The 22,713-nt window shown below is 66.6% G+C and carries 23 protein-coding genes, 1 tRNA gene and 1 pseudogene; 17 read left to right on the plus strand and 8 right to left on the minus strand.

Annotated features, from left to right (window positions below; all coding sequences use genetic code 11):
* Positions 1-107: 107 nt before the first annotated feature.
* Positions 108-1,091 carry a mycothiol synthase gene (mshD, locus tag AB4Y67_RS16460; RefSeq protein ID WP_441406835.1) on the minus strand — a complete coding sequence of 328 codons (984 nt, stop codon included), beginning with the start codon at positions 1,089-1,091 and terminating at the stop codon, positions 108-110.
* Between the two features lie 498 nt (positions 1,092-1,589).
* Positions 1,590-2,288, minus strand: a complete 699-nt coding sequence (locus tag AB4Y67_RS16465; RefSeq protein WP_307465631.1) for a winged helix-turn-helix transcriptional regulator — start codon at positions 2,286-2,288, stop codon at positions 1,590-1,592.
* Between the two features lie 256 nt (positions 2,289-2,544).
* Between AB4Y67_RS16465 and AB4Y67_RS16470 the strand changes: the two genes are divergently transcribed.
* The 6 genes from AB4Y67_RS16470 to AB4Y67_RS16495 all read left to right on the plus strand — a co-directional run bounded on the left by AB4Y67_RS16470 (position 2,545) and on the right by AB4Y67_RS16495 (position 7,974).
* Positions 2,545-3,279: a permease gene (locus AB4Y67_RS16470; RefSeq protein ID WP_441406836.1), complete on the plus strand. Its 735-nt coding sequence runs from the start codon at positions 2,545-2,547 to the stop codon at positions 3,277-3,279.
* 182 nt (positions 3,280-3,461) lie between these two features.
* A complete protein-coding gene (locus tag AB4Y67_RS16475; RefSeq protein WP_441406837.1) occupies positions 3,462-4,076 on the plus strand; it encodes an FABP family protein in 615 nt (204 codons plus the stop codon).
* Between the two features lie 108 nt (positions 4,077-4,184).
* Positions 4,185-4,901: a flavodoxin family protein gene (locus AB4Y67_RS16480; RefSeq protein ID WP_441406855.1), complete on the plus strand. Its 717-nt coding sequence runs from the start codon at positions 4,185-4,187 to the stop codon at positions 4,899-4,901.
* A 22-nt stretch (positions 4,902-4,923) separates the two neighbouring features.
* A complete protein-coding gene (gene ygfZ, locus AB4Y67_RS16485) occupies positions 4,924-6,006 on the plus strand; it encodes a CAF17-like 4Fe-4S cluster assembly/insertion protein YgfZ (RefSeq protein ID WP_441406838.1) in 1,083 nt (360 codons plus the stop codon).
* A complete protein-coding gene (locus AB4Y67_RS16490) occupies positions 6,003-6,401 on the plus strand; it encodes an ankyrin repeat domain-containing protein (protein ID WP_441406839.1) in 399 nt (132 codons plus the stop codon). Before ygfZ ends, AB4Y67_RS16490 begins: the two co-directional genes overlap by 4 nt.
* Before the next feature lie 46 nt (positions 6,402-6,447).
* The gene (locus tag AB4Y67_RS16495; RefSeq protein ID WP_441406840.1) at positions 6,448-7,974 is read left to right on the plus strand and encodes a DHA2 family efflux MFS transporter permease subunit; all 1,527 of its coding nucleotides are present in this window, start codon (positions 6,448-6,450) and stop codon (positions 7,972-7,974) included.
* A 28-nt stretch (positions 7,975-8,002) separates the two neighbouring features.
* On the opposite strand, the gene AB4Y67_RS16500 is transcribed toward AB4Y67_RS16495, so the two are convergent.
* The 5 genes and pseudogenes from AB4Y67_RS16500 to AB4Y67_RS16520 all read right to left on the minus strand — a co-directional run bounded on the left by AB4Y67_RS16500 (position 8,003) and on the right by AB4Y67_RS16520 (position 12,111).
* Positions 8,003-8,713 (minus strand): GNAT family N-acetyltransferase, encoded by a 711-nt coding sequence (locus AB4Y67_RS16500; protein ID WP_441406841.1) that lies wholly within the window; start codon positions 8,711-8,713, stop codon positions 8,003-8,005.
* A 54-nt stretch (positions 8,714-8,767) separates the two neighbouring features.
* Positions 8,768-9,793: a 6-phosphofructokinase gene (locus AB4Y67_RS16505; protein ID WP_441406842.1), complete on the minus strand. Its 1,026-nt coding sequence runs from the start codon at positions 9,791-9,793 to the stop codon at positions 8,768-8,770.
* Between the two features lie 163 nt (positions 9,794-9,956).
* A pseudogene (locus tag AB4Y67_RS16510) lies at positions 9,957-10,199 on the minus strand (PspC domain-containing protein); the annotation flags it as partial.
* 3 nt (positions 10,200-10,202) lie between these two features.
* A complete protein-coding gene (locus tag AB4Y67_RS16515) occupies positions 10,203-10,499 on the minus strand; it encodes a hypothetical protein (protein ID WP_441406843.1) in 297 nt (98 codons plus the stop codon).
* A gap of 1 nt (position 10,500) precedes the next feature.
* Positions 10,501-12,111, minus strand: coding sequence for a PspC domain-containing protein (locus AB4Y67_RS16520; RefSeq protein ID WP_441406844.1), 1,611 nt, complete (start codon positions 12,109-12,111; stop codon positions 10,501-10,503).
* A gap of 124 nt (positions 12,112-12,235) precedes the next feature.
* Between AB4Y67_RS16520 and AB4Y67_RS16525 the strand changes: the two genes are divergently transcribed.
* Complete coding sequence (locus tag AB4Y67_RS16525; protein ID WP_441406845.1) at positions 12,236-13,630, plus strand: ATP-binding protein; 1,395 nt, start codon at positions 12,236-12,238, stop codon at positions 13,628-13,630.
* Positions 13,627-14,301, plus strand: a complete 675-nt coding sequence (locus tag AB4Y67_RS16530; protein WP_441406846.1) for a LuxR C-terminal-related transcriptional regulator — start codon at positions 13,627-13,629, stop codon at positions 14,299-14,301. Before AB4Y67_RS16525 ends, AB4Y67_RS16530 begins: the two co-directional genes overlap by 4 nt.
* A gap of 79 nt (positions 14,302-14,380) precedes the next feature.
* Here AB4Y67_RS16530 and AB4Y67_RS16535 read toward each other — a convergent pair whose 3' ends face one another.
* Positions 14,381-15,598 carry a pyridoxal phosphate-dependent aminotransferase gene (locus AB4Y67_RS16535; protein WP_441406847.1) on the minus strand — a complete coding sequence of 406 codons (1,218 nt, stop codon included), beginning with the start codon at positions 15,596-15,598 and terminating at the stop codon, positions 14,381-14,383.
* Between the two features lie 309 nt (positions 15,599-15,907).
* Here AB4Y67_RS16535 and AB4Y67_RS16540 point away from each other — a divergent pair.
* From AB4Y67_RS16540 to rplL, 9 genes are all read left to right on the plus strand, one after another.
* Positions 15,908-15,980: transfer RNA gene (locus AB4Y67_RS16540), tRNA-Trp, on the plus strand.
* A gap of 78 nt (positions 15,981-16,058) precedes the next feature.
* On the plus strand, positions 16,059-16,343 hold the full coding sequence (gene secE / locus AB4Y67_RS16545) for a preprotein translocase subunit SecE (RefSeq protein ID WP_441406848.1): 285 nt from the start codon (positions 16,059-16,061) through the stop codon (positions 16,341-16,343).
* A 115-nt stretch (positions 16,344-16,458) separates the two neighbouring features.
* Positions 16,459-17,319 carry a transcription termination/antitermination protein NusG gene (nusG, locus tag AB4Y67_RS16550; RefSeq protein ID WP_441406849.1) on the plus strand — a complete coding sequence of 287 codons (861 nt, stop codon included), beginning with the start codon at positions 16,459-16,461 and terminating at the stop codon, positions 17,317-17,319.
* Between the two features lie 130 nt (positions 17,320-17,449).
* Positions 17,450-17,881, plus strand: a complete 432-nt coding sequence (gene rplK, locus AB4Y67_RS16555; RefSeq protein ID WP_018773647.1) for a 50S ribosomal protein L11 — start codon at positions 17,450-17,452, stop codon at positions 17,879-17,881.
* A gap of 184 nt (positions 17,882-18,065) precedes the next feature.
* The gene (rplA, locus tag AB4Y67_RS16560) at positions 18,066-18,773 is read left to right on the plus strand and encodes a 50S ribosomal protein L1 (RefSeq protein WP_441406850.1); all 708 of its coding nucleotides are present in this window, start codon (positions 18,066-18,068) and stop codon (positions 18,771-18,773) included.
* An 84-nt stretch (positions 18,774-18,857) separates the two neighbouring features.
* Positions 18,858-19,958 carry a GNAT family N-acetyltransferase gene (locus tag AB4Y67_RS16565; RefSeq protein WP_441406851.1) on the plus strand — a complete coding sequence of 367 codons (1,101 nt, stop codon included), beginning with the start codon at positions 18,858-18,860 and terminating at the stop codon, positions 19,956-19,958.
* A 109-nt stretch (positions 19,959-20,067) separates the two neighbouring features.
* Entirely contained in the window at positions 20,068-21,177 is a 1,110-nt protein-coding gene (locus AB4Y67_RS16570; protein ID WP_441406852.1) for a GNAT family N-acetyltransferase, read from the plus strand.
* Between the two features lie 309 nt (positions 21,178-21,486).
* Positions 21,487-22,083, plus strand: coding sequence for a 50S ribosomal protein L10 (gene rplJ, locus AB4Y67_RS16575; protein ID WP_441406853.1), 597 nt, complete (start codon positions 21,487-21,489; stop codon positions 22,081-22,083).
* Positions 22,084-22,158: 75 nt separating this feature from the next.
* Complete coding sequence (rplL, locus tag AB4Y67_RS16580; protein WP_224047278.1) at positions 22,159-22,533, plus strand: 50S ribosomal protein L7/L12; 375 nt, start codon at positions 22,159-22,161, stop codon at positions 22,531-22,533.
* Positions 22,534-22,713 lie beyond the last annotated feature (180 nt).

Raw genomic sequence — 22,713 nt, forward strand, 5'->3', positions numbered from 1 at the left:
CCTAATGCTGGCGCGATTTAGCTTCAACCTTACAAGCAATCAGCCTGCGTACAGCTTTCGAAGAGGGCAGATTTCCGGCTGTKGACATCAGATGTCTGCCGATTGGATTAACGCCCTTCCAATGGGGCATACATGACGTCGACATCCCAACGCGTGAAGCCCAGCCGCCGGTACAGCGACACGGCCGGAATGTTGTCCGCATCGACGTAGAGCATGACGGCGTGCAGGCCCAGGCTCTGCAGGTGCCGGATGCCGGCCACGGTCAGTGCTTTACCCAGGCCCGTGCCCTGGGCCTCGGGAGTTACGCCCACCACGTACACCTCGCCGATCGCCGGGTGGTCGCCGTGGCGGGGGTGCACCTTGGTCCAGTGGAAGCCGAGGATCCGGTCGGAGGCATCGACGGCCAGCAGGAAACCGGCGGGATCAAACCACGACTCGGCCATCCTGGCGTCCAGGTCGGCGCGGGTCATGTTTCCCTGCTCCGCATGATGCGCGAAGGCGGCCTTGTTCGCGGCCAGCCAGGGGTCCTCGTCCCGGCCCGGGGTGAAAGCGCGCAGCGCCACCCCGTCGGGCAGCGGGACATCGGGCAGTTCCGCCGCCGCAGTGGTGAGCCGCATCTTCCACAATTCGCGGACGGGGCCGTAGCCGTAGCGCGCGGCGAGGTCTGCGGCGGCCTCGTGGTTGCCGTGGGACCACGCCTTGAGGCCGGCGAAGCCGCGGGTGTCCCGGAGTTCGCCGACCAGCCGGTCCGCCACGCCCTGGTTGCGGTAGCTGGGGTGGACGGCAATTTCCAGCACTCCCGTGCCGTCCGGTTCCTCGATGACGACGGCGACTCCGGCCAGGTCCTGTGCCGTCGCCGGGTCGGATTCCTCGTCGGGGCAGTAGAGGGCGAGCGTCAGCACGGTGGGTGTCCCCGGGGACGCGTCGGCGTTCGTGGCACGCAGCGTGACCAGCGTCTGTTCGGACAACGGCGGGTTGCCGTCGGATTCCTCCGCGGCGGCCGCGAGGGCCTTGACGTCCTTCAGGAGCTGCTCATCGGCAGCTCCTTTGGCGGCGAGCACGGGCCAGTTCTCAGGATGCGCAGGACTCATGCTGCAAGGCTATACGGTGCCGCCGGGGCGGAGTCGAKTTTGTTGTTCCGGAACAGTTACGTATAGTCGTTAACTCATCCGGCTGATGGGTGCGGGACTTCGTTTCCCGGACCGTCAGTTCAGATGCGAGGGGGATCCACCACTGGGGTGGCCTCGATACGTTCGACCCGTATGTCCTCCACTGAATACCTGGAAAAGCCCCGGACCTCGGTCCGGGGCTTTTTTGTGTTCCCGCGGGTTCTGCCCAAAAGCGGAACTTCCGGACCCGGCCGCCGCTGGTCCCGCCAGGGGCTGCGGTCCGGGGGCACTTCGACACGGACACGCCGCGGACACCGGAGCCAAGGGACCGGAATCGTACCCAAAGGCGCCCCGGACGGCGAAGGTCTGTGTTCGGGCTCCCGCGACGCGGCCCTTGCGCGGATCGGCCCGCAGTCCGGGCTCCGGCACAGCTGCCTGTTGTCAGCCGTCGTCCCGGTCCGAGTCAGGACTGTTGAGACTTCAGGCCTCGGTGAGTTCTTCCTCCGGATGCCGGACCAAGGTCAGGCGGTAGCCAACGTTGCGGACCGTACTGATCAGGTTCTCGTGGTCGGCGCCGAGCTTTGCCCGCAGACGCCGGACATGGACGTCAACGGTGCGGGTGCCGCCGTAGTAGTCGTAGCCCCAGACCTCGGTCAGCAGTTGCTGGCGGGTGAAGACCCGGCCGGGGTGCTGCGCCAGGTACTTGAGCAGTTCAAATTCCTTGAAGGTCAGGTTCAACGGCGCGCCGTTGACCCGGGCGGTGTAGCTGGCCTCGTCGATGACGACGCCGGCGGCACGGATCTCGGTCGGCGCATCGTCCTGGTCCGGCACGGCACGGGCGACGCCCAGCCGGATGCGGGCCTCCACCTCGGCCGGCCCGGCGGACTCAAGCAGGATGTCGTCCACAGCCCACGCCGACGAGACCGCGGCCATGCCGCCCTCGGTGAGGATGAGCATGAGGGGAGCACTCAGGCCCGTGGCCTTAAGCAGTTGGGTCAGTGAGCGTGCGCCGACGAGGTCTTTGCGGGCGTCGAGCAGGACGATGTCGCAGGGGTCGGTCTCCAGCAGCGCGGTCGGCTCCGCGGGGAGAATGTGGACCCGGTGGTTCAATAGTTCCAGAGCAGGCAGGACGTCCACCGATGAGCCGGTGCTGTTCGTCAGTAGCAGGATGTGCGACATGTTTCCTCCAAGGGGTGTCCGCGCATCTTTGGGCGTCTGTAGCTGAGTCTGAGTATACCTAAACGCCCCTTACCGGCCATGGTCCCGTCACCTGCGGCCAGTCCTTTTGCGACACAAATCGGTCATATAGGGCAGGATTGATCCGTCGGGGCCTGCAGCCCCCTGACGTTGATCAGGTCGAATTGGGGTCCGCAGTGAGCGAAGGTACGACGATGACCGGTAAACGGATGACGGATAAACAGATGTCGGGTAAACAGTGAAGTCTTGGACCATCGGCGTTGTTGGCCTGGCCGGACTCGCCGCGATCGTCGGCGCGTCGTACTCCTCGCCGGAGGCCCTCCTTGCGGTGGGGGTCCTCACCGCAGCCGGCGTCGGAATCGGCTGGCCGCACTTCCTGGGCATCCCCGCCAGGAAGACCCTGGCCGTCCTGATCGGCCTGCCCGGCGTGGGCGCCGCCGTCGCCGCCACCTACCTTCCCGCCCCGGGCTTCCTGGACTGGACGCCGTCGTTCATGGCCGCAGGCGTGATGGCGGTCTTCGTGATGCAGCTGATCCGCGGCACGGGACAGGCGCAACGCCTGGAGTCCACCCTGGGCTCCTGCGCCGGTGTGCTGTTGTCCTGCCTGGGAGCCGGCTGGATCGCGTGTTTCCGCTTCAACGGCGTCCGGGAGATGCTCCTGGTCGCTGCGATCAGCGCTGCGATCGCCCTGATGGCGGGCCTGATCCGCTGGCCGGACCGGGTCGTGGCGCCGCTGGGCGTCGTCGGTGCAGGGCTGGCCGGACCGCTCGCGGGCCTTGTCTTCTCCGACATCGCCGTGCTGCCGGCGGCGATCGTCGGCGTCGTGGTGGGGGCCGTGCTGGTGAGTTTCCGCCGGCTGGTGATCCTCCGCGGCGAATCCCTGAGCTTTGCGGCGGCCCTCGGGATGGGGCTCGGCCCGGTTGCCGCCGTAGGCTCGCTGGCTTACTTCATAGACAAACTACTCATCTACTAAAGCGTTAGGATGGCATCATGTCCGTACTTGCATTTGAAATTTTCTTCCTTGTCCTCCTCGGCGTTGCCAGCCTGGCCATGGCCTGGTTCGCGGGCTTTGTTGTGTACCGGCTCTTCAAAGGCCAGAAGTAACAGCCGGAAGTAACGCCCTGCAAAGTCCCGTCGTTTCCAGAGGTAGCTGCTGTGCCGATTGAAATTCCTACAGATCTAACACCCGAAATCGTTCCGCTGTCCTGGCTCATTGGTGAGTGGGAGGGCCGCGGCCGGCTGGGGGCCGGGGAAGAGGATTCGGAGCACTTCGTGCAGCACGTGTCCTTCACGCACAACGGCCTGCCGTACCTGCAGTACCGGGCCGAAAGCTGGCTGACCGACGACGAGGGCACCAGGCTGCGTCCCTTGACCGTCGAATCAGGTTTTTGGGCCTTGGAGCGCAAGCAGCGCGAGGAAGACGGCGGACCGGGGCTTATCCCGGCTGACATCGTTCCCGTGCTCAAGAGCGCCGACGAGGTCGAAGCCCTGCGCAACGAGGACGGCGGCTTCGACATCTCGGTTTCGATCTCCCACCCCGGCGGGATCTCCGAGCTGTACTACGGGCAGATCAAAGGCCCGCAGATCCGGCTCAGCACAGACATGGTGATGCGCGGCAGCCACTCCAAGGAGTACACGGCCGCCACCAGAATTTTCGGGCTCGTGGACGGCAACCTGCTCTGGCGCTGGGACGTGGCCACGGGCAAGGGCACCGCGGGGGGCAGCGGCCTGGAGGCCCACGCGTCCGCGATCCTGCACAAAGCGGTTTGACCGGCGGCGCGCCACACGCCGCAGAAACGCCGCCGGGTTTGACGTCTCACTGATTTTCCGTTGTCCGCAGCGACCGCAGGGAGCACCAAAGTGAATGCCACACCCGCCATGCCTGACACGCCCGCCGATTACAGCGACCTCAAGGCCGTGTATTTCAACGGCACCCTCAAGAAGTCCCCCGAGACCTCCAACACGCAGGGCCTGATCGACGTCAGCCGCCGCATCATGGAGAAACACGGAGTCGCCACACGGGTCATCCGGACCGTCGACCACGACATCGCCAGCGGCGTCTACCCGGACATGCGCGAGCACGGCTGGGCCACCGATGAATGGCCGGAGCTGTACCCGGCCGTCCGGGAAGCCGACATCGTCGTCGTCGCCGGACCCATCTGGCTGGGTGACAACTCCTCGCAGACCAAGAAGCTGATCGAGCGCCTCTACGCGCACTCCGGCGAGCTCAACGACAAGGGCCAGTGGGTCTTTTATCCGAAGGTGGGCGGTTGCCTGATCACCGGGAACGAGGACGGGATCAAGCACTGCGCCATGAACGTCCTGTACAGCCTCCAGCACATCGGCTTCACCATCCCGCCCCAGGCCGACGCCGGCTGGATCGGCGCCGTGGGTCCGGGCCCGAGCTACCTCGATGAGGGCTCGGGCGGACCGGAAAGCGACTTCACCAACCGCAACACCACCTTCATGACGTGGAACCTGCTGCACCAGGCCCGGATGCTCAAGGACGCCGGCGGCATTCCCGCCTACGGCAACCTGCCCGAGGCGTGGAAAGCCGGCACCAGGTTTGACTTCGAAAATCCGGAATACCGCTAGCCCCCGAGGACTTCTACTACATATGACTATCAAGAGCCCACTGCTGGCGCGCCCTGGCGCCGTTGAAGCCGGCGGCGCTGACGCCGGTGTCGCGTCCCATTACGGGGAGCCGCTGCGCGAACAGCGGGCGCTGGCCGGCGGCGCCGCCGTCGTGGACCTTTCCCACCGCGGCATCGTGACTGTGACCGGGCCCGACCGGCTGACCTGGCTCAACACCCTCTCGTCCCAGCAGCTCACCAACCTGGCGCCCGGACAGTCGAGCGAGCTGCTGCTGCTGAGCGTCCAGGGCCGGATCGAATTCGACGCGCGGGTGGTGGACGACGGCGCCACGACCTGGCTGATTGTCGAGGCCGCCGAGGCAGGCCCGCTCGCCGAGTGGCTCAACAAGATGAAGTTCATGCTCCGCGTCGAGATCGCCGACGCGTCGGCGGACTGGGCCGTGTTGGGGTCCACCCGCCGGGTGCCGGAATGGTCGTCCCTGCTGGTGTGGGAAGACCCTTGGCCGCATGTCGGCGCCGGCGGCTACTCGTACGCCGTCGTGGGGGAGGACGCCCACCCCGGGCTGGAACGGCCCTGGTTCGAGTATCTGGTCCCGGCTGCTGAACTGGAAGCAACCGTCGGTGAGCGCCAGCTTGCCGGTGCCTGGGCAGCCGAGGCGTTGCGCGTCGCTGCGTGGCGGCCGCGCTGGGGTGCCGAAACCGACGACAAGACCATCCCGCACGAACTCGACCTGCTCCGCACCGCAGTGCACCTGAACAAGGGCTGCTACAAGGGCCAGGAAACCGTGGCCCGGGTCCACAACCTGGGCCACCCGCCGCGCCGGCTGGTTTTCCTGCAGCTCGACGGCTCGCAGCACACCATGCCCGCCATCGGCAGCGAGGTCCGCTCCGGGGACCGCAAGGTGGGCACCGTAACCTCCGTGGCGCAGCACTACGAAATGGGGCCGGTGGCCCTGGCCGTGGTCAAGCGCTCGGTCGCGCCGGAAGACGTGCTGACCGTGCTCGACGGCGACGAGCCGTACACCGCCGCGCAGGAAGTCATTGTGGCACCGGACGCCGGCCAGGTCGTGGGACGCCAGACCGGCTTCCTGAGGGGCCCACGATGACGGCCGACAATCCCGGCGCCCCGGACACGGAAACCCTGGCGCTGGCCCACGCCCTTTTCGACGCGGCCCGGGAAGGCAACACCGCGCTGCTCGCCGGCTACCTGTCCGCCGGGGCTCCGGCGGCCATGACGAACGCGGCCGGGGATTCCCTGCTGATGCTTGCGGCCTATCACGGCCACGTCGATGCCGTTCGGCTGATCCTGGCACACGGCGGAGACGCGAACACCGCCAACGACCGCGGCCAGACGCCGCTCGCCGGAGCCGTTTTCAAGGGCTACCCGGACGTTGTGCAGGTACTGGTCGACGCCGGCGCGGACCCCGACGCCGGCACCCCCTCTGCCCGGGCCGCCGCGCAGATGTTCGAGCGGCAGGACATCCTGGCCCTGCTGGGCTGATTCGTCTGCCCCGCACACAGCTCCCCTTCAGCACCTAAGGAACTCCATGGAAATCGTCGCCCGGCCGTGGCCGGCACTCTGGTCCCTCGTGATCGGGTTCTTTATGATCCTGATCGACACCACCATCGTCTCGGTGGCCAACCCCAGCATCATGGAGGGCCTCAACGCCGACATCAATTCGGTGATCTGGGTGACCAGCGCCTACCTGCTCGCCTATGCCGTGCCGCTGCTGATCACCGGCCGGCTGGGCGACCGCTTCGGCCCCAAGAACCTCTACCTGGCGGGGCTGGTCGTGTTCACGCTCGCCTCCCTCTGGTGCGGGCTCTCCGGCGACGTGGAGATGCTGATCGTGGCCCGCGTATTCCAGGGCTTCGGCGCCGCACTCATGACACCCCAGACCATGGCCGTCATCACCCGGATCTTCGCGCCGGACCGGCGCGGAGCGGCGATGGGCATCTGGGGCGCGACCGCCGGCGTCGCCACCCTCGTGGGACCAATACTGGGCGGCGTCCTAGTTGACGGCCTGGGCTGGGAGTGGATCTTCTTCATCAACGTCCCGGTGGGAATCATCGGATTCTTCCTCGCGCTGCGCTACGTGCCGGCTCTGAGCACCCACCCGCACAAGTTCGACATCCCCGGCGTGCTGCTCAGCGCCGTCGGGCTGTTCCTGCTGGTGTTCGGCATTCAGGAGGGCGAAACCTATGACTGGGGCACCATCGCCGGACCCATCACCGTGTGGGGTCTCATCATCTCCGGGATCGCCGTGCTGGTGGTGTTTGTCGTGTGGCAGAAGCTGAACAAGGGCGAACCACTGCTGCCGCTGTCCCTCTTCAAGGACCGCAACTTTTCGCTGGCGAACATCGGCATCACCACCGTCGGGTTCACGGTGACGGCCTTCACCCTGCCGCTGATCTTCTACTTCCAGATGGTCCGCGGGCTGACGCCCACCCAGTCGGCGCTGATGATGGTGCCGATGGCACTCATCTCCGGCGGACTGGCGCCGCTCGTGGGCAAGGTCATCGACCGGGTCAACCCCAAGTTCATCACCGCAACAGGCCTCGTCCTGATGTCCGTGGCGCTGTTCTGGAACTCCCTCCTGATGCACCCGGACACGCCGATCTGGCTGTTCCTGCTCCCCAGCGCCGTGCTGGGTTTCGCCAACGCCGGCATCTGGGCGCCGTTGAGCTCCACCGTCACACGCAACCTGCCGCCGCGGCAGGCAGGTGCCGGCTCGGGTGTCTACAACACGACCCGCCAGATCGGCGCCGTCCTGGGCAGCTCCGCCATAGCCGTCCTGATCCAGGCCCGGCTCGCGGCCGAACTCCCCGCGGCCCCGGGAGGGTCCGGGGAGTCCGGGCCGATGTCCTTCGCCGGTGCCTTGCCGGACGCCCTGCACGAGGGCTTCTCGACGGCGATGGCCCAGTCCATCCTGCTGCCGGCTGCGGTCATCCTGCTCGGCGCGGCGGCGGCGCTGTTCTTCGCCAAGCCCCAGCCGGTGCAGGGGTGGGGCACCCCAGGCTCTGTGCCGGCAGCGTCCGCCGGAGCCGAGGGTTCCGAGGTGCGCTCCCGCTGACGTGTAGGCGGGCCCTGGTGCTGCCGGATCAACCCAGCAGCACACTGGTCTGGATGCCGCCTGCGGTGAAGCCAAGGCTCCGGGCGATGGCCAGGGAGCCCTTGTTGCTGACGTCGGAGCGCCACTGCAGCGTCAGGCCGGAGGCGAGCGCCTCATGGGCCGCTATGGAGGCTGCCAGTGAGCCCAGCCCCCGCCGGCGCCACTCCGGAGCGACCAGCACCCCCATCTGGGCCAGGATCCCTTCCCATTCGGTGTAGGCGCCGCAGGCTACGGGGGTCCTGCGGCCTTCCTCCGCATGCATGACGGTGAACCGGTGCGCAAGGTCCGAGAGGCCCACCTCGTTGACGTCATCGGGCGGGCACGCGGCTTCCAATTCGATCGCTTCCGGGTTGCCGTGCGAGACGGTCAGCTCCTCCGAGGGCTGCTGCAGGGGCAGGTCGTCGGCGAAGAAGAGCGCGGCGGCGCCGAGCCCGTGGCCGCCATGATCCCGGGTGATGGTCAAGAGGGTGACGTGCTGCGCGAGTTCCCCGTCGGACAGCCCGGCGGCGGCGTCCAGCGCCCATTGCGGGCCCACTAGGACAGAGTTGCCGAACAGCCGGATGAACTGCACGGCCCGGGCCGCTTCATCTGCGCGCGTGATGCGGTCGCCCGCGGCGGCCGCGAAAGCACCGTCGTCGAGCCCCAGGCGGCGGGCCCATGCGAGCTGGATGATGTCGACCGAACCGGGCTCAAGTGTCATGGTTCCACCCTACCCACCGGGGGGTGTCGGGCTCTGTGCAGAGGCTCAGGCGGCTCAGCCGAAGAGGACCGCGGCCTCGTCATAGCGGTTCTTCGGGACGGTCTTGAGGTTGCCGAGCGCGGCGTCGAAGCCCACGTGGACGATGTCGGTGCCGTTGAGGGACACCATGGTTCCCCAGCGTCCTTCGACCACCGAGTCGATGGCGGCCATGCCCAGGCGCGTCGCCAGCACGCGGTCGAACGCGGTCGGAACCCCGCCGCGCTGGATGTGGCCCAGGACGGTGGCCCGGGTTTCGATGCCGGTCATGGCTTCCAGCTCCGGGGCCAGCCGCTCGGAGATCCCGCCAAGCCGGGGGCGGCCGAAGGTGTCCAGGCCGCGTTCGGAATGCGGCGTCTCCTGGCCGTCCGGGACGAAGCCCTCCGCGACGACGACGAGCGGCGCGCGCCCGCGGTCGCGGGCCGAGACGACCCACTCCGCGATCTGCTCCATCGAGGCTTTCTGCTCAGGCATCAGGATGGCGTGGGCGCCCGAGGCCATGCCGGCGTGCAGCGCGATCCAGCCCACGTGGCGGCCCATCACCTCGGCGATCATGCAGCGGTGGTGGGACTCACCAGTGGTCCGCAGGCGGTCGATTGCCTCCGTGGCGATCTCGACGGCGGTGTCGAAGCCGAAGGTGTAGTCAGTCGCGTCGAGGTCGTTGTCGACGGTCTTGGGGACGCCGACGATCTTCAGGCCGGCGTCGGTGAGCCGCTTGGCTGCCGCCAGGGTGCCTTCGCCGCCGATGGCGATGATGGCGTCGATGCCGAGCCGGTCCATGTTGGCCCTGATGACCTCGGGCCCGCCGTTGTTCTCGAACGGGTTGGTGCGGGACGTTCCCAGGATGGTCCCGCCCTGCTTCGCGATGCCGCGGACCATGGTGCGGGGGATGTCGATGATGTCGCCCTCGACGACCCCGCGCCAGCCGTCCAGGAATCCCACGAATTCGTGGCCATGGACGGCGATGCCTTTGAGGACGGCGCCACGGATGACGGCGTTAAGTCCGGGGCAGTCTCCGCCGCTGGTGAGGATTCCAATTTTCATGTCTCGGCTCAAATCCTGGTTCGAAGGTGTACAGGCAGAGCGCCACGCTGAGCTCACCTAGAGTCTAGTGGCGTGTGTGGGGCAGGACACAAAAGGTTACAGGTCGACTGGTTGCAGCGGGACCGGTTGGCTGGACTGGCTGCAGAAAGTGACGTGGCCCAGCCGAGCGCTTCGCGAGGAAGGACTCGAGGGCGATGGCGTTCCGCTGGTCCGGAAGGAGCAACCAGGCGATGATGTAGAGGACGAAAGCCGGCCCGGGAAGCAGCGCGAAGAGCAGGAAAGCGATCCGGACGAACGCAACATCCACATTCAACTTGGCGGCGATCCCGCCGCAGACGCCGCCCAACCAGCGCTGCGGACCGCGTTTCAGGCCAAGGCCCCTGACGGTGCTGAAGAATTTTTCCATGATTCAAGACTTCCCTGTCGATGCATCTTTGTCACGTCCCCGGGCCGAGAGCAGCCCGCCGATCACAAGAGCCGCCCCGGCGCCAATCATCAGGCCGATCGCCACGTAGGTCCCGTTGAGGGCCACGATGCCGAGCTGGGAGATGATGATGAGCGAGGCAAGGGCCACCACGATCAGCCCCCAGACGATGGTGCCCACGCGTGCCGGGGAATCGACCGGCGGCTCCGTTCCTTCGAACGGTGGGGGAGTGGGCGGGCCGCTGCCTTCCGGGCTGCCCGCCGGTGCGTCGTAGCTGCTCATGTCAGTTCCCTTCCTTGATGGTGACGTTGCTGAACGTGCCGTTGACAGTCACGATCAGCGCCGCTCCAGGCTTGCCGGTGTTGTAGTTGCTTTGCCGGGTGGTCATGCCGCCGTGGCTTTGGCCGCCTTCATTGAGGTTGCCCATGGACATGTCGGCGCGGACCTCCACCGGAACGGTGTCCGGAATGATCACCGTGACGTTGCTCGCCGTGGCGTCGATGGGGACCACGACATCAGTTCCCAGCGGCGGGTTGAGGGCAACCTTCGTCAAGTCCACGGTCCCGGTGCCGGCGGTGATATCAAAACCGCCCAGGGCCTGTTCAATGCTCACCGGAGACCAGCTCGCGTTCCGCGGACGGAAGCCGTCACCGTTGGGGAGCACATTGAAGATGCCGCCGACAATCAGGGCGACCGCGGCGAAGAATCCCAGGATGCCTGAGGTGCGGCCCCGGAGACCGGCGACGATGATGCCTAGGCCCAGGACCACCGCGGCGCTCTCCCAGACGACGGCGTTGCTGGACGTGCCGAGATCGATGACGTTCGCGACGTCGAGGGCTTTGATGCCGCCGCCCACCAGCAGGGCGAGGCCGGCGGTGACCGCGACGGCGGGTGCGCCGGGGCCGAAGCGCCGGGGCTTGGCCGGCGGGACGGGACCGCTGCCCGGCACCGGCCGGTAGCCGCCCCCGGGGGGAGGAACAGGACCCGACGGCGGCGGGGGGCCCCAGACGGGCCCGGGGACGGTTGACCCGTCGTAGCGGGGCAGCGCCTCCGAGGAGCCGTAGCCGGCGGTGGCGAAGGGGGCAGTTGGTGATGTTGCCGGGTTCATCGGGTAGCCGGAGCCCGCAGGGCCGCCGGGCTGGGAACTCGAGGACATGGGAGTGGCTCCGTTCCGGGACTTGTTGCGCTGGGTCAGGTAGTAGATGAGGTAGATGGCGCCGCCCACCCAGAAGACCGCCCAGATGAAGCCGCCGAAGCCGTAGCGGTCCCAGCCCCAGACGCCGGCACCCAGGCTGGGGAGGCCGATGACCGTGGTGATCAGGGCCCCGGTCATCCCGGACGACCACCGTCCGGCCGCGGCCTCCTGGACGTGGATGCGGCCGTCGGGTTCGGGCAGGAGCGCCCAGGCGATGCCATAGAGGAGGACGCCGACGCCCGCGAAGACCGTCAGGACGATCRGGATCCCGCGGACTATCAGCGGATCGACGCCAAAACGCTCGGCAATGCCGCTGGCGACACCGCCCACCCAGCGCTCGCGGCCCCGGTGGATGCCTTGGCTGCGGATCCAGTCGAAGAAATGCAGTGGCTGGCTCCCGGCCGGCGGGGTCGCGCCATGGTGGGCCGGGGGCGTCGCGCCGTAGTAGGGCGGGGGCGGCGGCGGCGTTCCGGAGCCGATGCCGCCACCGGCCGAAAAGTCCAGCGGGAGGGTGGCGGAAGTATCCACCGGAGTGGTGGGGGAGCTGTCGGCTGCGGGCCGCTGGTCCGCGCCCGAGGTCTCTGCCGGCGGCTCCGCCGGTTGTCCGGCAGTCTGAGCGGCAGTGCGGCCTGTGCGGCCCGAAGGGTCGTGGCCCTCTGAGCTGTCGCCCTCATCGGGCTGGTCAATGTGCGGGTTCATACTTCGATCCTTCCGCCTGGCGCCAATCCGCTCTACTGGGGAACACCCTGAACTGTCCCTGAGACACCCCCGGTTAGGGCAGGAATCGGGTCCGGGGAACCCTGATCCGTGCTTGGATTGACTCATGACAACCGCCGTTTCCCGCCCGCCGCTGGTCCGCGGCAGCGACCGGATGATTGCCGGCGTCTGCGCCGGTCTCGCCCGTCACCTGGGCTGGCCGCTGCGGATGGTCCGCATCGGCATGGTGGTGGCAGCGCTCGCGGGCGGCGCCGGCGTCGCGTTCTACGCCTGGCTCTGGATCATGGTTCCCACCGCGGACGAAAGCGCCAAACGCAATGCCCGGCAGCCGGCGTCGCCCATTGCCCCGGCAGTGAGCGCACCTTACGCGGCCCCCTACCCCCGCCCTTCGACGGCGGCCGTGTCCCCAGCGGGTGCCGTCCCGGCGGCCGCGGGGGCGGCACCCGCACCGGCGGGCACCGCTCCCGCCGACTCGTTGCGGAGCCGGGTCACCGGGATGCGCTACGGCAAGGAGATTCTGCTCGGGGCGGGTCTGCTGCTGGCCGCCGGCATCCTGATCGCGCGGCTGCTCGGCGTTGATGTTCCACTCGGGACCCTCATTCCGGTTGCTGCCATCCTGGGCGGCGCAGCCATCGCCTGGATGCAGCTGGATGAGACGCGCCGGGCTGGCCTCGTGGACAAAACCAAGGCGGACCAGGCCGGCGGCTGGGCACGGCTTGCGGCCGGGCTGGCGCTGGTGGTGGCCGGGGTCCTCGTCATGGTGTCCGGCTCCGGGTCCTGGGAACAGACGTGGCTGGCCCTGCTGTCCTCGGTGGCGGTGCTCGGCGGTGTGGCACTGGTCCTCTTGCCATGGGGGCTGAAGTTCTGGCGCGACCTGGAGGCGGAGCGCGCCGGTCGGGTCCGTGCGACGGAACGGGCCGAGATCGCCGCCCATCTCCACGACTCCGTGCTGCAGACGCTGGCGCTGATCCAGCGGCGCGCCGGCAACGAGACCGACGTCGTCCGCCTTGCCCGCGCCCAGGAGCGCGAACTGAGGGGCTGGCTGTACCGGGATGCGGGTAAGGAAGCCGGGCAGCTCTCCGAGGGCATCAATGCCGCTGCGGCTGAAGTGGAGGACTCCCTGGGCCACGCGGTCGAGGTGGTCACCGTGGGCGACTGCGCCATGTCCGAACGGCACGAGGCACTCGTCCAGGCCGCCCGTGAGGCCATGCTGAACGCGGCCCGGCACGGGGGCGGTGCCGTCTCGGTGTACCTGGAAGTCACGGACGGCGCGGCGGAGGTCTTCGTGAAGGACCGCGGGCCAGGCTTCGACCCGGACGCCGTCCCGGCCGACCGGCTGGGGGTACGGGAATCGATTGTCGGCCGGATGAACCGCCACGGCGGCACCGCCGTCATCACCAGCAGCCAGGACGGCACCGAGGTGCGGCTCCGGCTTCCCCTGCCAACGGGAGCATCCGCCGGCGCCGCCACCAACAACAGCAATGGAGAGGCCAGACTGTGAGCACAACCGAAGCAGGGAGCCCGGCGCAGGGGATCCGGGTGGTGATCGTGGACGATCATGCCATCTTCCGGTCCGGTTTGAAGGCCGACCTGGACCCGAGCATCGTTGTGGCCGGCGAGGCCGGCACGGTGGAAGAAGCCGTTGCCGTGATCGCCGCGGTGCGTCCCGACGTCGTGCTTCTCGATGTCCACCTGCCGGGCGGACTCGGCGGCGGCGGGCGCGAAGTGCTGGCCGGCTGTGCGCCTTTGTTCGGCAGCACCCGGTTCCTGGCCCTGAGCGTCTCGGACGCGGCCGAGGACGTCGTCTCGGTGATCCGGGCCGGGGCGCGCGGTTATGTCACCAAAACCATTTCGGGTGCGGAGATCTCCGACGCCGTCCGCCGGGTCGCGGGCGGGGATGCCGTCTTTTCGCCCCGGCTGGCGGGCTTTGTCCTGGATGCCTTCGGCACCGCCCCGGCGGACATCGCCGACGACGAACTGGACCGGTTGTCCGCCCGCGAGCTCGAGGTGATGCGGCTGATCGCACGCGGGTACAGCTACAAGGAAGTCGCCAAAGAGCTGTTCATCTCGATCAAGACAGTGGAAACCCACGTCTCGGCGGTGCTGCGCAAGCTCCAGCTCTCCAGCCGGCACGAGCTCACCCGCTGGGCCGCCGAACGCCGGCTCCTCTGACTAAGGATGCGCTATCACTTACAGTCCCTTTGAGGCAGGTTTAGGGACCATAAGTGACAGCGCATCGGGAGTAGTCGCGTTATTTCGCCTTGCCGAGGAAGTCCTGCAGGCGGGCAACGCCGGTCGCCAGGTCCTCGTCGCCGAGGGCGTAGGAAAGGCGCAGGTAGCCGGAGGGGCCGAAAGCCTCGCCCGGAACCACCGCCACTTCGACTTCGTCCAGGATCAGGGCGGCCAGCTCCGCCGACGTCGCCGGCCGGACGGGTCCGTTCGCGGACGGGAACTCCTTGCCGAGCAGGGCGCGGACGTCCGCGTAGACATAGAAGGCGCCCTTCGGCGTCGGGCATTCAACACCCTCGATGGCGTTCAGCCCGGCAACGATGGCTTTGCGGCGGCGGTCGAAGGCAAGCTTCATCTCGTCGACGGCGGTCAGCGGGCCGGACACTGCGGCGAGGGCGGCCACCTGCGGGATGTTGGAGACGTTGGACGTCGCGTGCGACTGCAGGTTGGTGGCGGCCTTGATGACGTCGGCCGGGCCGATCATCCAGCCCACGCGCCAGCCGGTCATGGCATAGGTCTTCGCAACGCCGTTGAGGATGACCACCTTGTCGCCCAGCTCCGGGACGGCCGTGGCGATCGAGGTGAAGGGAACGCCATCGTAGGTCAGGTGCTCATAGATCTCATCCGTAACCACCCACAGGCCCTTGGACGCGGCCCACTGGCCGATCTCCCTGACCTGCTCGGGCGAGTACACGGCACCGGTGGGGTTGGAGGGGGAGACGAAGAGCAGGATCTTGGTGCGGTCCGTGAGCGCGGCCTCGAGCTGCTCCACCGTGACCAGGTACTCCTGCTCCGGTCCGGCAAAAACCTCGACCGGAACGCCACCCGCGAGCCGAATGGCCTCAGGGTAGGTGGTCCAGAACGGCGTGGGGACGATGACCTCGTCGCCCGGATCGAGCAACGTGGCGAAGGTGTTGTACACGGCCTGCTTGCCGCCGTTGGTGACCAGCACCTGCGACGCCTCGGCCTTGTAGCCGGAATCCCGGAACGTCTTGTCCGCGATGGCCTGCTTCAGCTCCGGCAGGCCGCCGGCCGGGGAATAGCGGTGGTACTTGGGCTGGCCGGCCGCTTCAATGGCTGCCTGCACGATGTAACCGGGAGTCGGGAAGTCCGGCTCGCCGGCACCAAAGCCGATCACGGGGCGGCCGGCCGCCTTCAGCGCCTTCGCCTTGGCATCAACAGCCAACGTGGCGGATTCGGCTATGGCGGAAATACGCTGTGAAATGCGGGCGGCAGGCATCGCGGGTCCATTCTTCGCTTACAGCTTCGGTGGCTGTTTGTGGGATTCGACGAAACCTACTCTATGCTGTTCACCGGACCGTCCGGGGCGCCCGCGTGGAAATGTGACTGCAACTGAGTCAGGTGAATTTCGCGTCTGGTTTACCGCATGTTTTTCCCAGCTGTTCTCGTGGGAGGTGGAGGGTCCGGTGAGGCCGGTTCGACGTAGGCGCAGTTGTTGCGTAGACTGGTTCTCCGGTGTTGAAAACACGATGATGGTCTGCGCCTCAGGAAAGTCTGGGGAAGGGCCCGAAAACGGTTTTCGATCCATAGGGTAGTGGCGCAATTGGTAGCGCAGCGGTCTCCAAAACCGCAGGTTGCAGGTTCGAGTCCTGTCTGCCCTGCGCAAGCTGTTCCGGTTTCTCCGGAGCAAGCGCAGCAACCATGGTTCAGTTCAGAGCCGGGTATCCGACATTGCGAGGATGAGTGAGGACCAGGTGACCGAAACGGCTGCAAGCAGCTCCAGTGGCCGCCCCGCCAAGAATGCCCCCAAGGCAGGTTTCTTCGCTCGAATTGCGCTCTTCATCCGCCAGGTAATCGGCGAACTGAAGAAGGTCGTTGCACCGACCCGCAAGGAACTGATCAATTACACGCTCGTGGTGCTGGTGTTCGTGGTCATCATGATGCTCATCGTCACCCTGCTGGATCTGGCCTTCGGGACCGGAGTGGCCTGGGTCTTCGGCGGCGTTGCGCCCACGGACCGCTAAGGCGACCGGTCCGCAGACTGCGTGGATTGCCACCGGAGTTCCGGAGGCTCCTCGGAGTGTGCGGAATTGAGTCATTTAAATAGGCATGTTAGGCAATGAGGAAGCAGGAGACCAAGTGTCTGAGCAGGAGCTCGAGGTAACTGAGACTGAGCTGGATAAGAGCCAGGACGCCGCGGTGGAAGCCGGGGAAGAGTCCGAGGCTGCGTCTGCTGCGCCCGAATCCGACGCCGCTGACGAGGCTGCCGACACGGCAGAAGCTCCGGAAGCCCCCGTTGAAGAGTCTGCTGACGCGGACGACGACGAAACCGCCGACGCCGGCGAAGAAGCAGACGACGAATCAGGCGACGCGCTGGCCGCGGCCGCTGCCGCCGCGGAGGTTGATCCGGCCGACGAATTCAAGGCCAAGCTGCGCCGCCAGGAGGGTGACTGGTACGTCATCCACTCCTACGCCGGCTACGAAAACCGCGTCAAGGCCAACCTTGAAACCCGCATCCAGACCCTGGACATGGAAGATTACATCTTCGAAATCCAGGTTCCGATGGAGGAAGTCGTTGAGATCAAGAATGCTCAGCGCAAGGTCATCAACCGCGTCCGCATCCCCGGTTACGTCCTGGTCCGCATGGACCTGACGGACGCCTCCTGGGGCGCCGTCCGCCACACGCCCGGCGTCACCGGCTTCGTGGGCAACGCCCACAACCCGGTCCCGCTGCGCCTCGACGAGGTCTTCTCCATGCTCGCCCCGGTCTTCGAAGAAGAGCAGGCCGAGAAGGGCAAGCCGGTCAAGCACGCTGCCGCGCAGATCGACGTCGACTTCGAGGTCGGCGAGTCGGTCATCGTCAAGGAAGGCCCCTTCGAGACCCTTCCGGCCACGATCTCCGAAATCAAGGTGGACTCCCAGACCCTCGTGGTCCTGGTCTCCATCTTCGAGCGCGAGACCCCGGTCACGCTGTCGTTCAACCAGGTCAGCAAGATCTAGTTATCCCCCCAGAATTCGCCCCGGACTGCCCGCTTTAGCAGCCAGGGGCGGCCGGCCGCCTCGCCATGGCGGCCACCAACCTGAGGCACGCTCCTGTGTCCCAGGAAGTAATTGAGAGAAGGACCCTACATTGGCTCCCAAGAAGAAGGTCACCGGCCTCATCAAGCTGCAGATCCAGGCAGGTGCCGCTAACCCGGCCCCGCCAATCGGTCCTGCGCTTGGCCAGCACGGTGTCAACATCATGGAATTCTGCAAGGCGTACAACGCTGCGACGGAAGCCCAGCGCGGCAACGTTATTCCGGTTGAAATCACGGTCTACGAGGACCGTTCATTCACGTTCATCACCAAGACCCCGCCGGCTGCAGAGCTCATCAAAAAGGCTGCAGGCGTCGCCAAGGGTTCGGCTACCCCGCACACCGTCAAGGTTGCGAAGCTGACCCAGGCCCAGGTCAACGAGATCGCCACCACCAAGATGGAAGACCTCAACGCCACCAGCCTGGAAGGCGCCGCGAAGATCATCGCCGGCACCGCCCGTTCCATGGGTATCACCGTCGAGGGTTAATTCCCTTCCGCTGATGCGGCGTCGGGTCCGGGCAACCGACCACGACGCCGGGCAGCACCGCCGGGCGACCGGCACCACCTAAACATTGAAATGTCGGAAGTCCGGAACTACCATCCGGAGCCCCGACTGTGGCAGGGCCCAGCGCGGTCCGCAGACCACAACTGCACAAGGAGAAATAAGCAGCATGGCAAAGCGCAGCAAAGCATATGAGGCAGCCGCAGCCAAGATCGACGCGGAGAAGTTCTACGCGCCGTTCGAGGCAGTGACGCTGGCCAAGGACACCAACCCGTCCAAGTTCGACGCCACCGTTGAGGTCGCTTTCCGCCTGGGTGTAGACCCGCGTAAGGCTGACCAGATGGTCCGCGGCACCGTTAACCTGCCGCACGGCACCGGTAAGGTTGCCCGCGTCCTCGTGTTCGCAACGGGCGATAAGGCCGAGGCAGCAATCGCTGCCGGCGCCGACTTCGTTGGTTCCGATGACCTGATCGAAAAGATCGCAGCCGGCTGGACCGACTTCGACGCCGCCGTTGCCACCCCTGACCTCATGGGCAAGGTTGGCCGCCTCGGTAAGGTCCTGGGTCCGCGTAACCTGATGCCGAACCCGAAGACCGGCACCGTGACCGCTGACGTCGCCAAGGCCGTCAACGACATCAAGGGTGGCAAGATCGACTTCCGCGTCGACAAGCACTCGAACCTGCACTTCATCATCGGCAAGGTTTCCTTCGACGTCATCAAGCTGGCCGAGAACTACGCAGCCGCACTGGAAGAGGTCCTCCGCCTCAAGCCGTCCGCTTCCAAGGGCCGCTACATCCAGAAGGCTACCGTCGCCACCACGTTTGGCCCGGGCATCTCGGTTGACCCCAACGTCACCAAGGTCCTGACCGAGGTCTAGTCCTCACCAGGCTCCACGGAAAAGACCGTCCCGCATCCGCGGGGCGGTCTTTTCCGCGTTCCGGGCGCCGGTTAGGCTGGCCCGGTGACTGCAGAGACGTACCGCATAGAACCCCTTGTGCTCCCTGCCGCCCTCGACTCCCCGGACGCGGGGGACTTCCTCGACGTCGGCGGCTTGTGTGACGCACTGACGCTCCAGACCTGGGGAAACCTCGACCGCTCAACCCCGCCCGAGGCCCGGCTGCAGTTCTGGCGGGACAACGACTACCGGAAGATCCAGCTCTTCTTCGTGCGCCTGGATGGCCGGATGGCTGCCCGGTCGTGGGTCCGCTGCGAGCTCCAGGACAACCTCCGCAGCGCGTTGGTCCACGTCGATGTCCTGGAAGAGTTCAGCGGCCGGGGAATCGGCCGGGCCCTGCTGCTCCACGCGGAAGAGCTGGCAGCCGCGGCGGGCCGCACCATTCTGCAGAGCTACACGGAGCATCCCGCAGGCTTTGACCCGGGGGACACGGAGGCAACCGTCAGCCCGGCCACCGGAACTGGCGCGGTTCCGGCTGACGCGCGGGGCGTACGCTTCGCCCTTAAGGCCGGGTACCGCCTGGAACAGGTTTCGCGCTTCAGCGCCCTGGATGTTCCCGCGCGGGCAGCATCGTGGGACGCCCTGGAGCGGGAGGCCCTGGCCACGGCCGGCGGGGAGTACGAGATTGTGTCGTGGACTGGGCGGTGCCCGGACGAGTATGCCGTGCAGCTCGCCGTGCTGATGTCCCGGATGAGCACTGACGCGCCGAGCGGGGACCTGAGGTACGACCCGGAGGAGTGGGATGTGGCACGGCTCCGCAACGTCGAGGACACTTGGCGGCGGGCCGGCCTGGAGTCCTTCGTGGCAGCCGCCCGGCACCGGGGCAGCGGCGAACTGGCAGCCTATACGGTGCTGCAACTGACGCCGTCGAAGCCGTGGCTGGCCGACCAGGACGACACGCTCGTCGCCGCCAGCCACCGCGGGCACCGCCTGGGCATGCTCGTCAAGATCCGCAACCTCCGCCGCCTGCTGGCAGAATACCCGGCCGTGGAACGCGTGATTACCTTCAACGCCGCGGAAAACGACCACATGCTCGCCATCAACATCGCCCTCGGATTCCGGCCGGCCGGCTGGGACGGCGAATGGCAGCGTGTGGTCACGCCATAACGCATGGAAAGGCAACCGAAACCGGCATATGCTGACGGGTGAAAGCCCGGCTGCTGCCGGGCTTCCGGCACCAGTGGTGGACGGCAGAATGGCTGGGATGATGCCCTCTATGGCAAACGACGTACGGATTGAACAGCTATGGATCCCCGATTCGCTGGACGGGCAGGACGCCGCAGACTTCATTGCCGCCGTCGAAGTGGGACGCAAGGTGCGCATGCAGACCTGGGGAAGCGATGACCTCGCCTACGCGCCCCAGGAAAAACTCCTGGAGATGGCAGACCCGTACGAGCGCCAGGTCATCCTCGTCGCCAAGGTCAACGGCGAGATTGTCGGGACCGTTGACATCGCGCTGCCCCTCGCGGATAACCTCGACCTGGCTGAATTCGCCCTCGACATCCTGCCGGAGTTCCAAGGCCAGGGCGTGGGGCGGCAGCTGCTCGAAGCCGCAGAGCACTTCGCCCGTGACGAGGGCCGCCACACGATCCTGATCGACACGAACCATCCGAGTGCCTCACTCGGTGACAACTCGGCGGATCAGCTGGTGCCCGGCACGGGCCTTGGCTTCGTCCCGCTGAACAGCCGGGAGGTGGAGTTCGCCCGGCACACCGGCTACACCCTGCAGCACATCGAACAATTCAGTGCCTGCACGCTTCCCCTCGACAGCGAACTGGTCGAGGAGCTGGAAACCGAAGCCGAGGAGGCCAACGGCGGCCGTTACCGCCTGCACCACTGGACCGACCGGTGCCCGGACCAGTGGCTTGAAGCCGTCGCCGCGCTGGAAAACAGCGCCGGCGAAGACGGCGTGCCGGGCGTCGACGACACAGTCATGGTGTTCGACGGCGGCATCCTCCGTGCGGCGGAAGAAGTCGCCATCGCGCAGGGCCGCCGGACGGTGGTCACCGCCGTCGAACACATCGCCAGCGGTGAGCTCGTTGGACTGACCACCATCAGCGTGCTTGCGCTGCGCCCCGACGTCGTGTTCCAGGACGACACAATGGTCCTTCGGGAGCACCGCGGCAACAAGCTTGGCCTGCTGATCAAGGTCGCGAACATGGAGCGGCTCGCTGAGCAGTTCCCGGATGCCCGGGTCCTATACACGTGGAACGCCCCGGAGAACCGCTACCTGCTGAAGGTCAACCAGCAGCTGGGGTTCACCACGGCGGGGGTGACGGGCATCTGGCAAAAGGAGCTCCCTGACTTCGGCCCGAGCGTCAGCTGACCTGCGTGCCGGCCGCCGATTTGGAGCACACGCCCCGTCTCGCGTAAGCTGGGGGGACCAAAGACCGTCGGTTGTTGGAAATCCACTCTCCCAAGCAAGACTCACTTCTGCAGTCGCGCCGGGAGAGCCAGTGGATCTCCAGACGAAGGACCCTGAACAGAGGGCGGCCGGCGCAGGTGAACGAAGCAAAGCTCCGCGGTCATGGACCGCGTCGAGACAAGCCCCGTGCATCTGCGCGGGGCGTTTTTAGTTTTTAGCTCTTTTGAGCGGGGACCGGGAAACGCCGGCACTATCCCCGGAAGGAGGGTTATGGCAACGCCTAGCAAGGTTTCAGCAGTAGCTGAGATCACTAACGATTTCAAGGAATCGAACGCCGCTGTCCTGACCGAATACCGTGGGCTCACCGTTGCACAGCTCAAGCAGCTGCGTGTCTCTCTCGGCCAGGACACCAAGTTCTCGGTCGTCAAGAACACCCTGACCGCCATTGCAGCCAAGGAAGCTGGTGTCGAAGCATTCGACGGTCAGCTCGCCGGCCCCACTGCAATCGCGTTCATCAAGGGTGACGCAGTTGCCGCTGCCAAGAGCCTGACGGATTTTGCCAAGACCAACAAGCAGCTGGTTATCAAGACCGGTTACTTCGAGGGCAAGGCACTGAACGCCAGCGAAGTTGCTGCCCTGGCAGCACTCGAGTCCCGCGAGCTGCAGCTCGCCAAGGTTGCAGGCATCCTCAAGGCTCCTGCTGCCGCCGCTGCGCGCATCATCGACGCGCTGCGCCTCAAGCTTGAAGAAGAGAACGGTGCACCGGCAGAAGCCGAAGCGCCCGCCGCTGAAGAAGCTCCCGCTGAAGCTCCGGCTGACGCCGCCGCTGAGGCTCCGGCCGACGCTGCAGCCCCCGAAGAGAACTAACTCTCTAAAACCAGACTCCGGTGTGAAGGCGAGCCCCCGGGCTGCCGAGCACCACTATAGGAAGGACGCCACACCATGGCGAAGCTCACCAACGAAGAGCTCATTGAAGCTTTCAAGGAACTGACCATCATCGAGCTCTCTGAGTTCGTTAAGCTCTTCGAAGAGACCTTCGAAGTTACCGCTGCTGCTGTTGCTGTTGCTGGCCCCGCTGCCGGCGCTGCTGCAGAAGAAGAAGAGAAGACCGCATTCGACGTCGTCCTGGAGCACCCGGGCGACAAGAAGATTGCAGTCATCAAGGAAGTTCGCGCGATCACTTCCCTGGGTCTCAAGGAAGCCAAGGACCTGGTTGACAGCGCTCCGAAGGCTGTTCTCGAAGGTGTCACCAAGGAAGCTGCCGAGAAGGCTGTTGCACAGCTCGAAGAAGCCGGCGCTCGCGTTACCCTCAAGTAACTCGCTGCTTCTGGCACCGGCCGGGAACCTCGCGTTTCCGTTCGGCTCCGGGAAACCCCGTCCACTCCGGTGGGCGGGGTTTCCTGCGTTAACGGCCACGGCGGCCTGCCGGGACGGCGTCCGCAAACAGCAACGCGGGGTCACTTCCGGTCCGTCCCAGTGGGTGGGATGGGCCGGAAG

Origin of the sequence: Arthrobacter sp. YAF17 (genome assembly GCF_052113365.1) — a bacterium.
Taxonomy (GTDB): Bacteria; Actinomycetota; Actinomycetes; order Actinomycetales; family Micrococcaceae; genus Arthrobacter.

Coding starts and splice junctions, on each gene's coding strand:
- mshD (WP_441406835.1), bottom strand. CDS start 1,091: ATGAGTCCTGCGCATCCTGAGAACTGGCCCGTGCTCGCCGCCAAAGGA.
- AB4Y67_RS16465 (WP_307465631.1), bottom strand. CDS start 2,288: ATGTCGCACATCCTGCTACTGACGAACAGCACCGGCTCATCGGTGGAC.
- AB4Y67_RS16480 (WP_441406855.1), top strand. CDS start 4,185: ATGCCTGACACGCCCGCCGATTACAGCGACCTCAAGGCCGTGTATTTC.
- ygfZ (WP_441406838.1), top strand. CDS start 4,924: ATGACTATCAAGAGCCCACTGCTGGCGCGCCCTGGCGCCGTTGAAGCC.
- AB4Y67_RS16490 (WP_441406839.1), top strand. CDS start 6,003: ATGACGGCCGACAATCCCGGCGCCCCGGACACGGAAACCCTGGCGCTG.
- AB4Y67_RS16495 (WP_441406840.1), top strand. CDS start 6,448: ATGGAAATCGTCGCCCGGCCGTGGCCGGCACTCTGGTCCCTCGTGATC.
- AB4Y67_RS16500 (WP_441406841.1), bottom strand. CDS start 8,713: ATGACACTTGAGCCCGGTTCGGTCGACATCATCCAGCTCGCATGGGCC.
- AB4Y67_RS16505 (WP_441406842.1), bottom strand. CDS start 9,793: ATGAAAATTGGAATCCTCACCAGCGGCGGAGACTGCCCCGGACTTAAC.
- AB4Y67_RS16515 (WP_441406843.1), bottom strand. CDS start 10,499: ATGAGCAGCTACGACGCACCGGCGGGCAGCCCGGAAGGCAGCGGCCCG.
- AB4Y67_RS16525 (WP_441406845.1), top strand. CDS start 12,236: ATGACAACCGCCGTTTCCCGCCCGCCGCTGGTCCGCGGCAGCGACCGG.
- AB4Y67_RS16535 (WP_441406847.1), bottom strand. CDS start 15,598: ATGCCTGCCGCCCGCATTTCACAGCGTATTTCCGCCATAGCCGAATCC.
- secE (WP_441406848.1), top strand. CDS start 16,059: ATGAGTGAGGACCAGGTGACCGAAACGGCTGCAAGCAGCTCCAGTGGC.
- rplA (WP_441406850.1), top strand. CDS start 18,066: ATGGCAAAGCGCAGCAAAGCATATGAGGCAGCCGCAGCCAAGATCGAC.
- AB4Y67_RS16570 (WP_441406852.1), top strand. CDS start 20,068: ATGGCAAACGACGTACGGATTGAACAGCTATGGATCCCCGATTCGCTG.
- rplJ (WP_441406853.1), top strand. CDS start 21,487: ATGGCAACGCCTAGCAAGGTTTCAGCAGTAGCTGAGATCACTAACGAT.
- rplL (WP_224047278.1), top strand. CDS start 22,159: ATGGCGAAGCTCACCAACGAAGAGCTCATTGAAGCTTTCAAGGAACTG.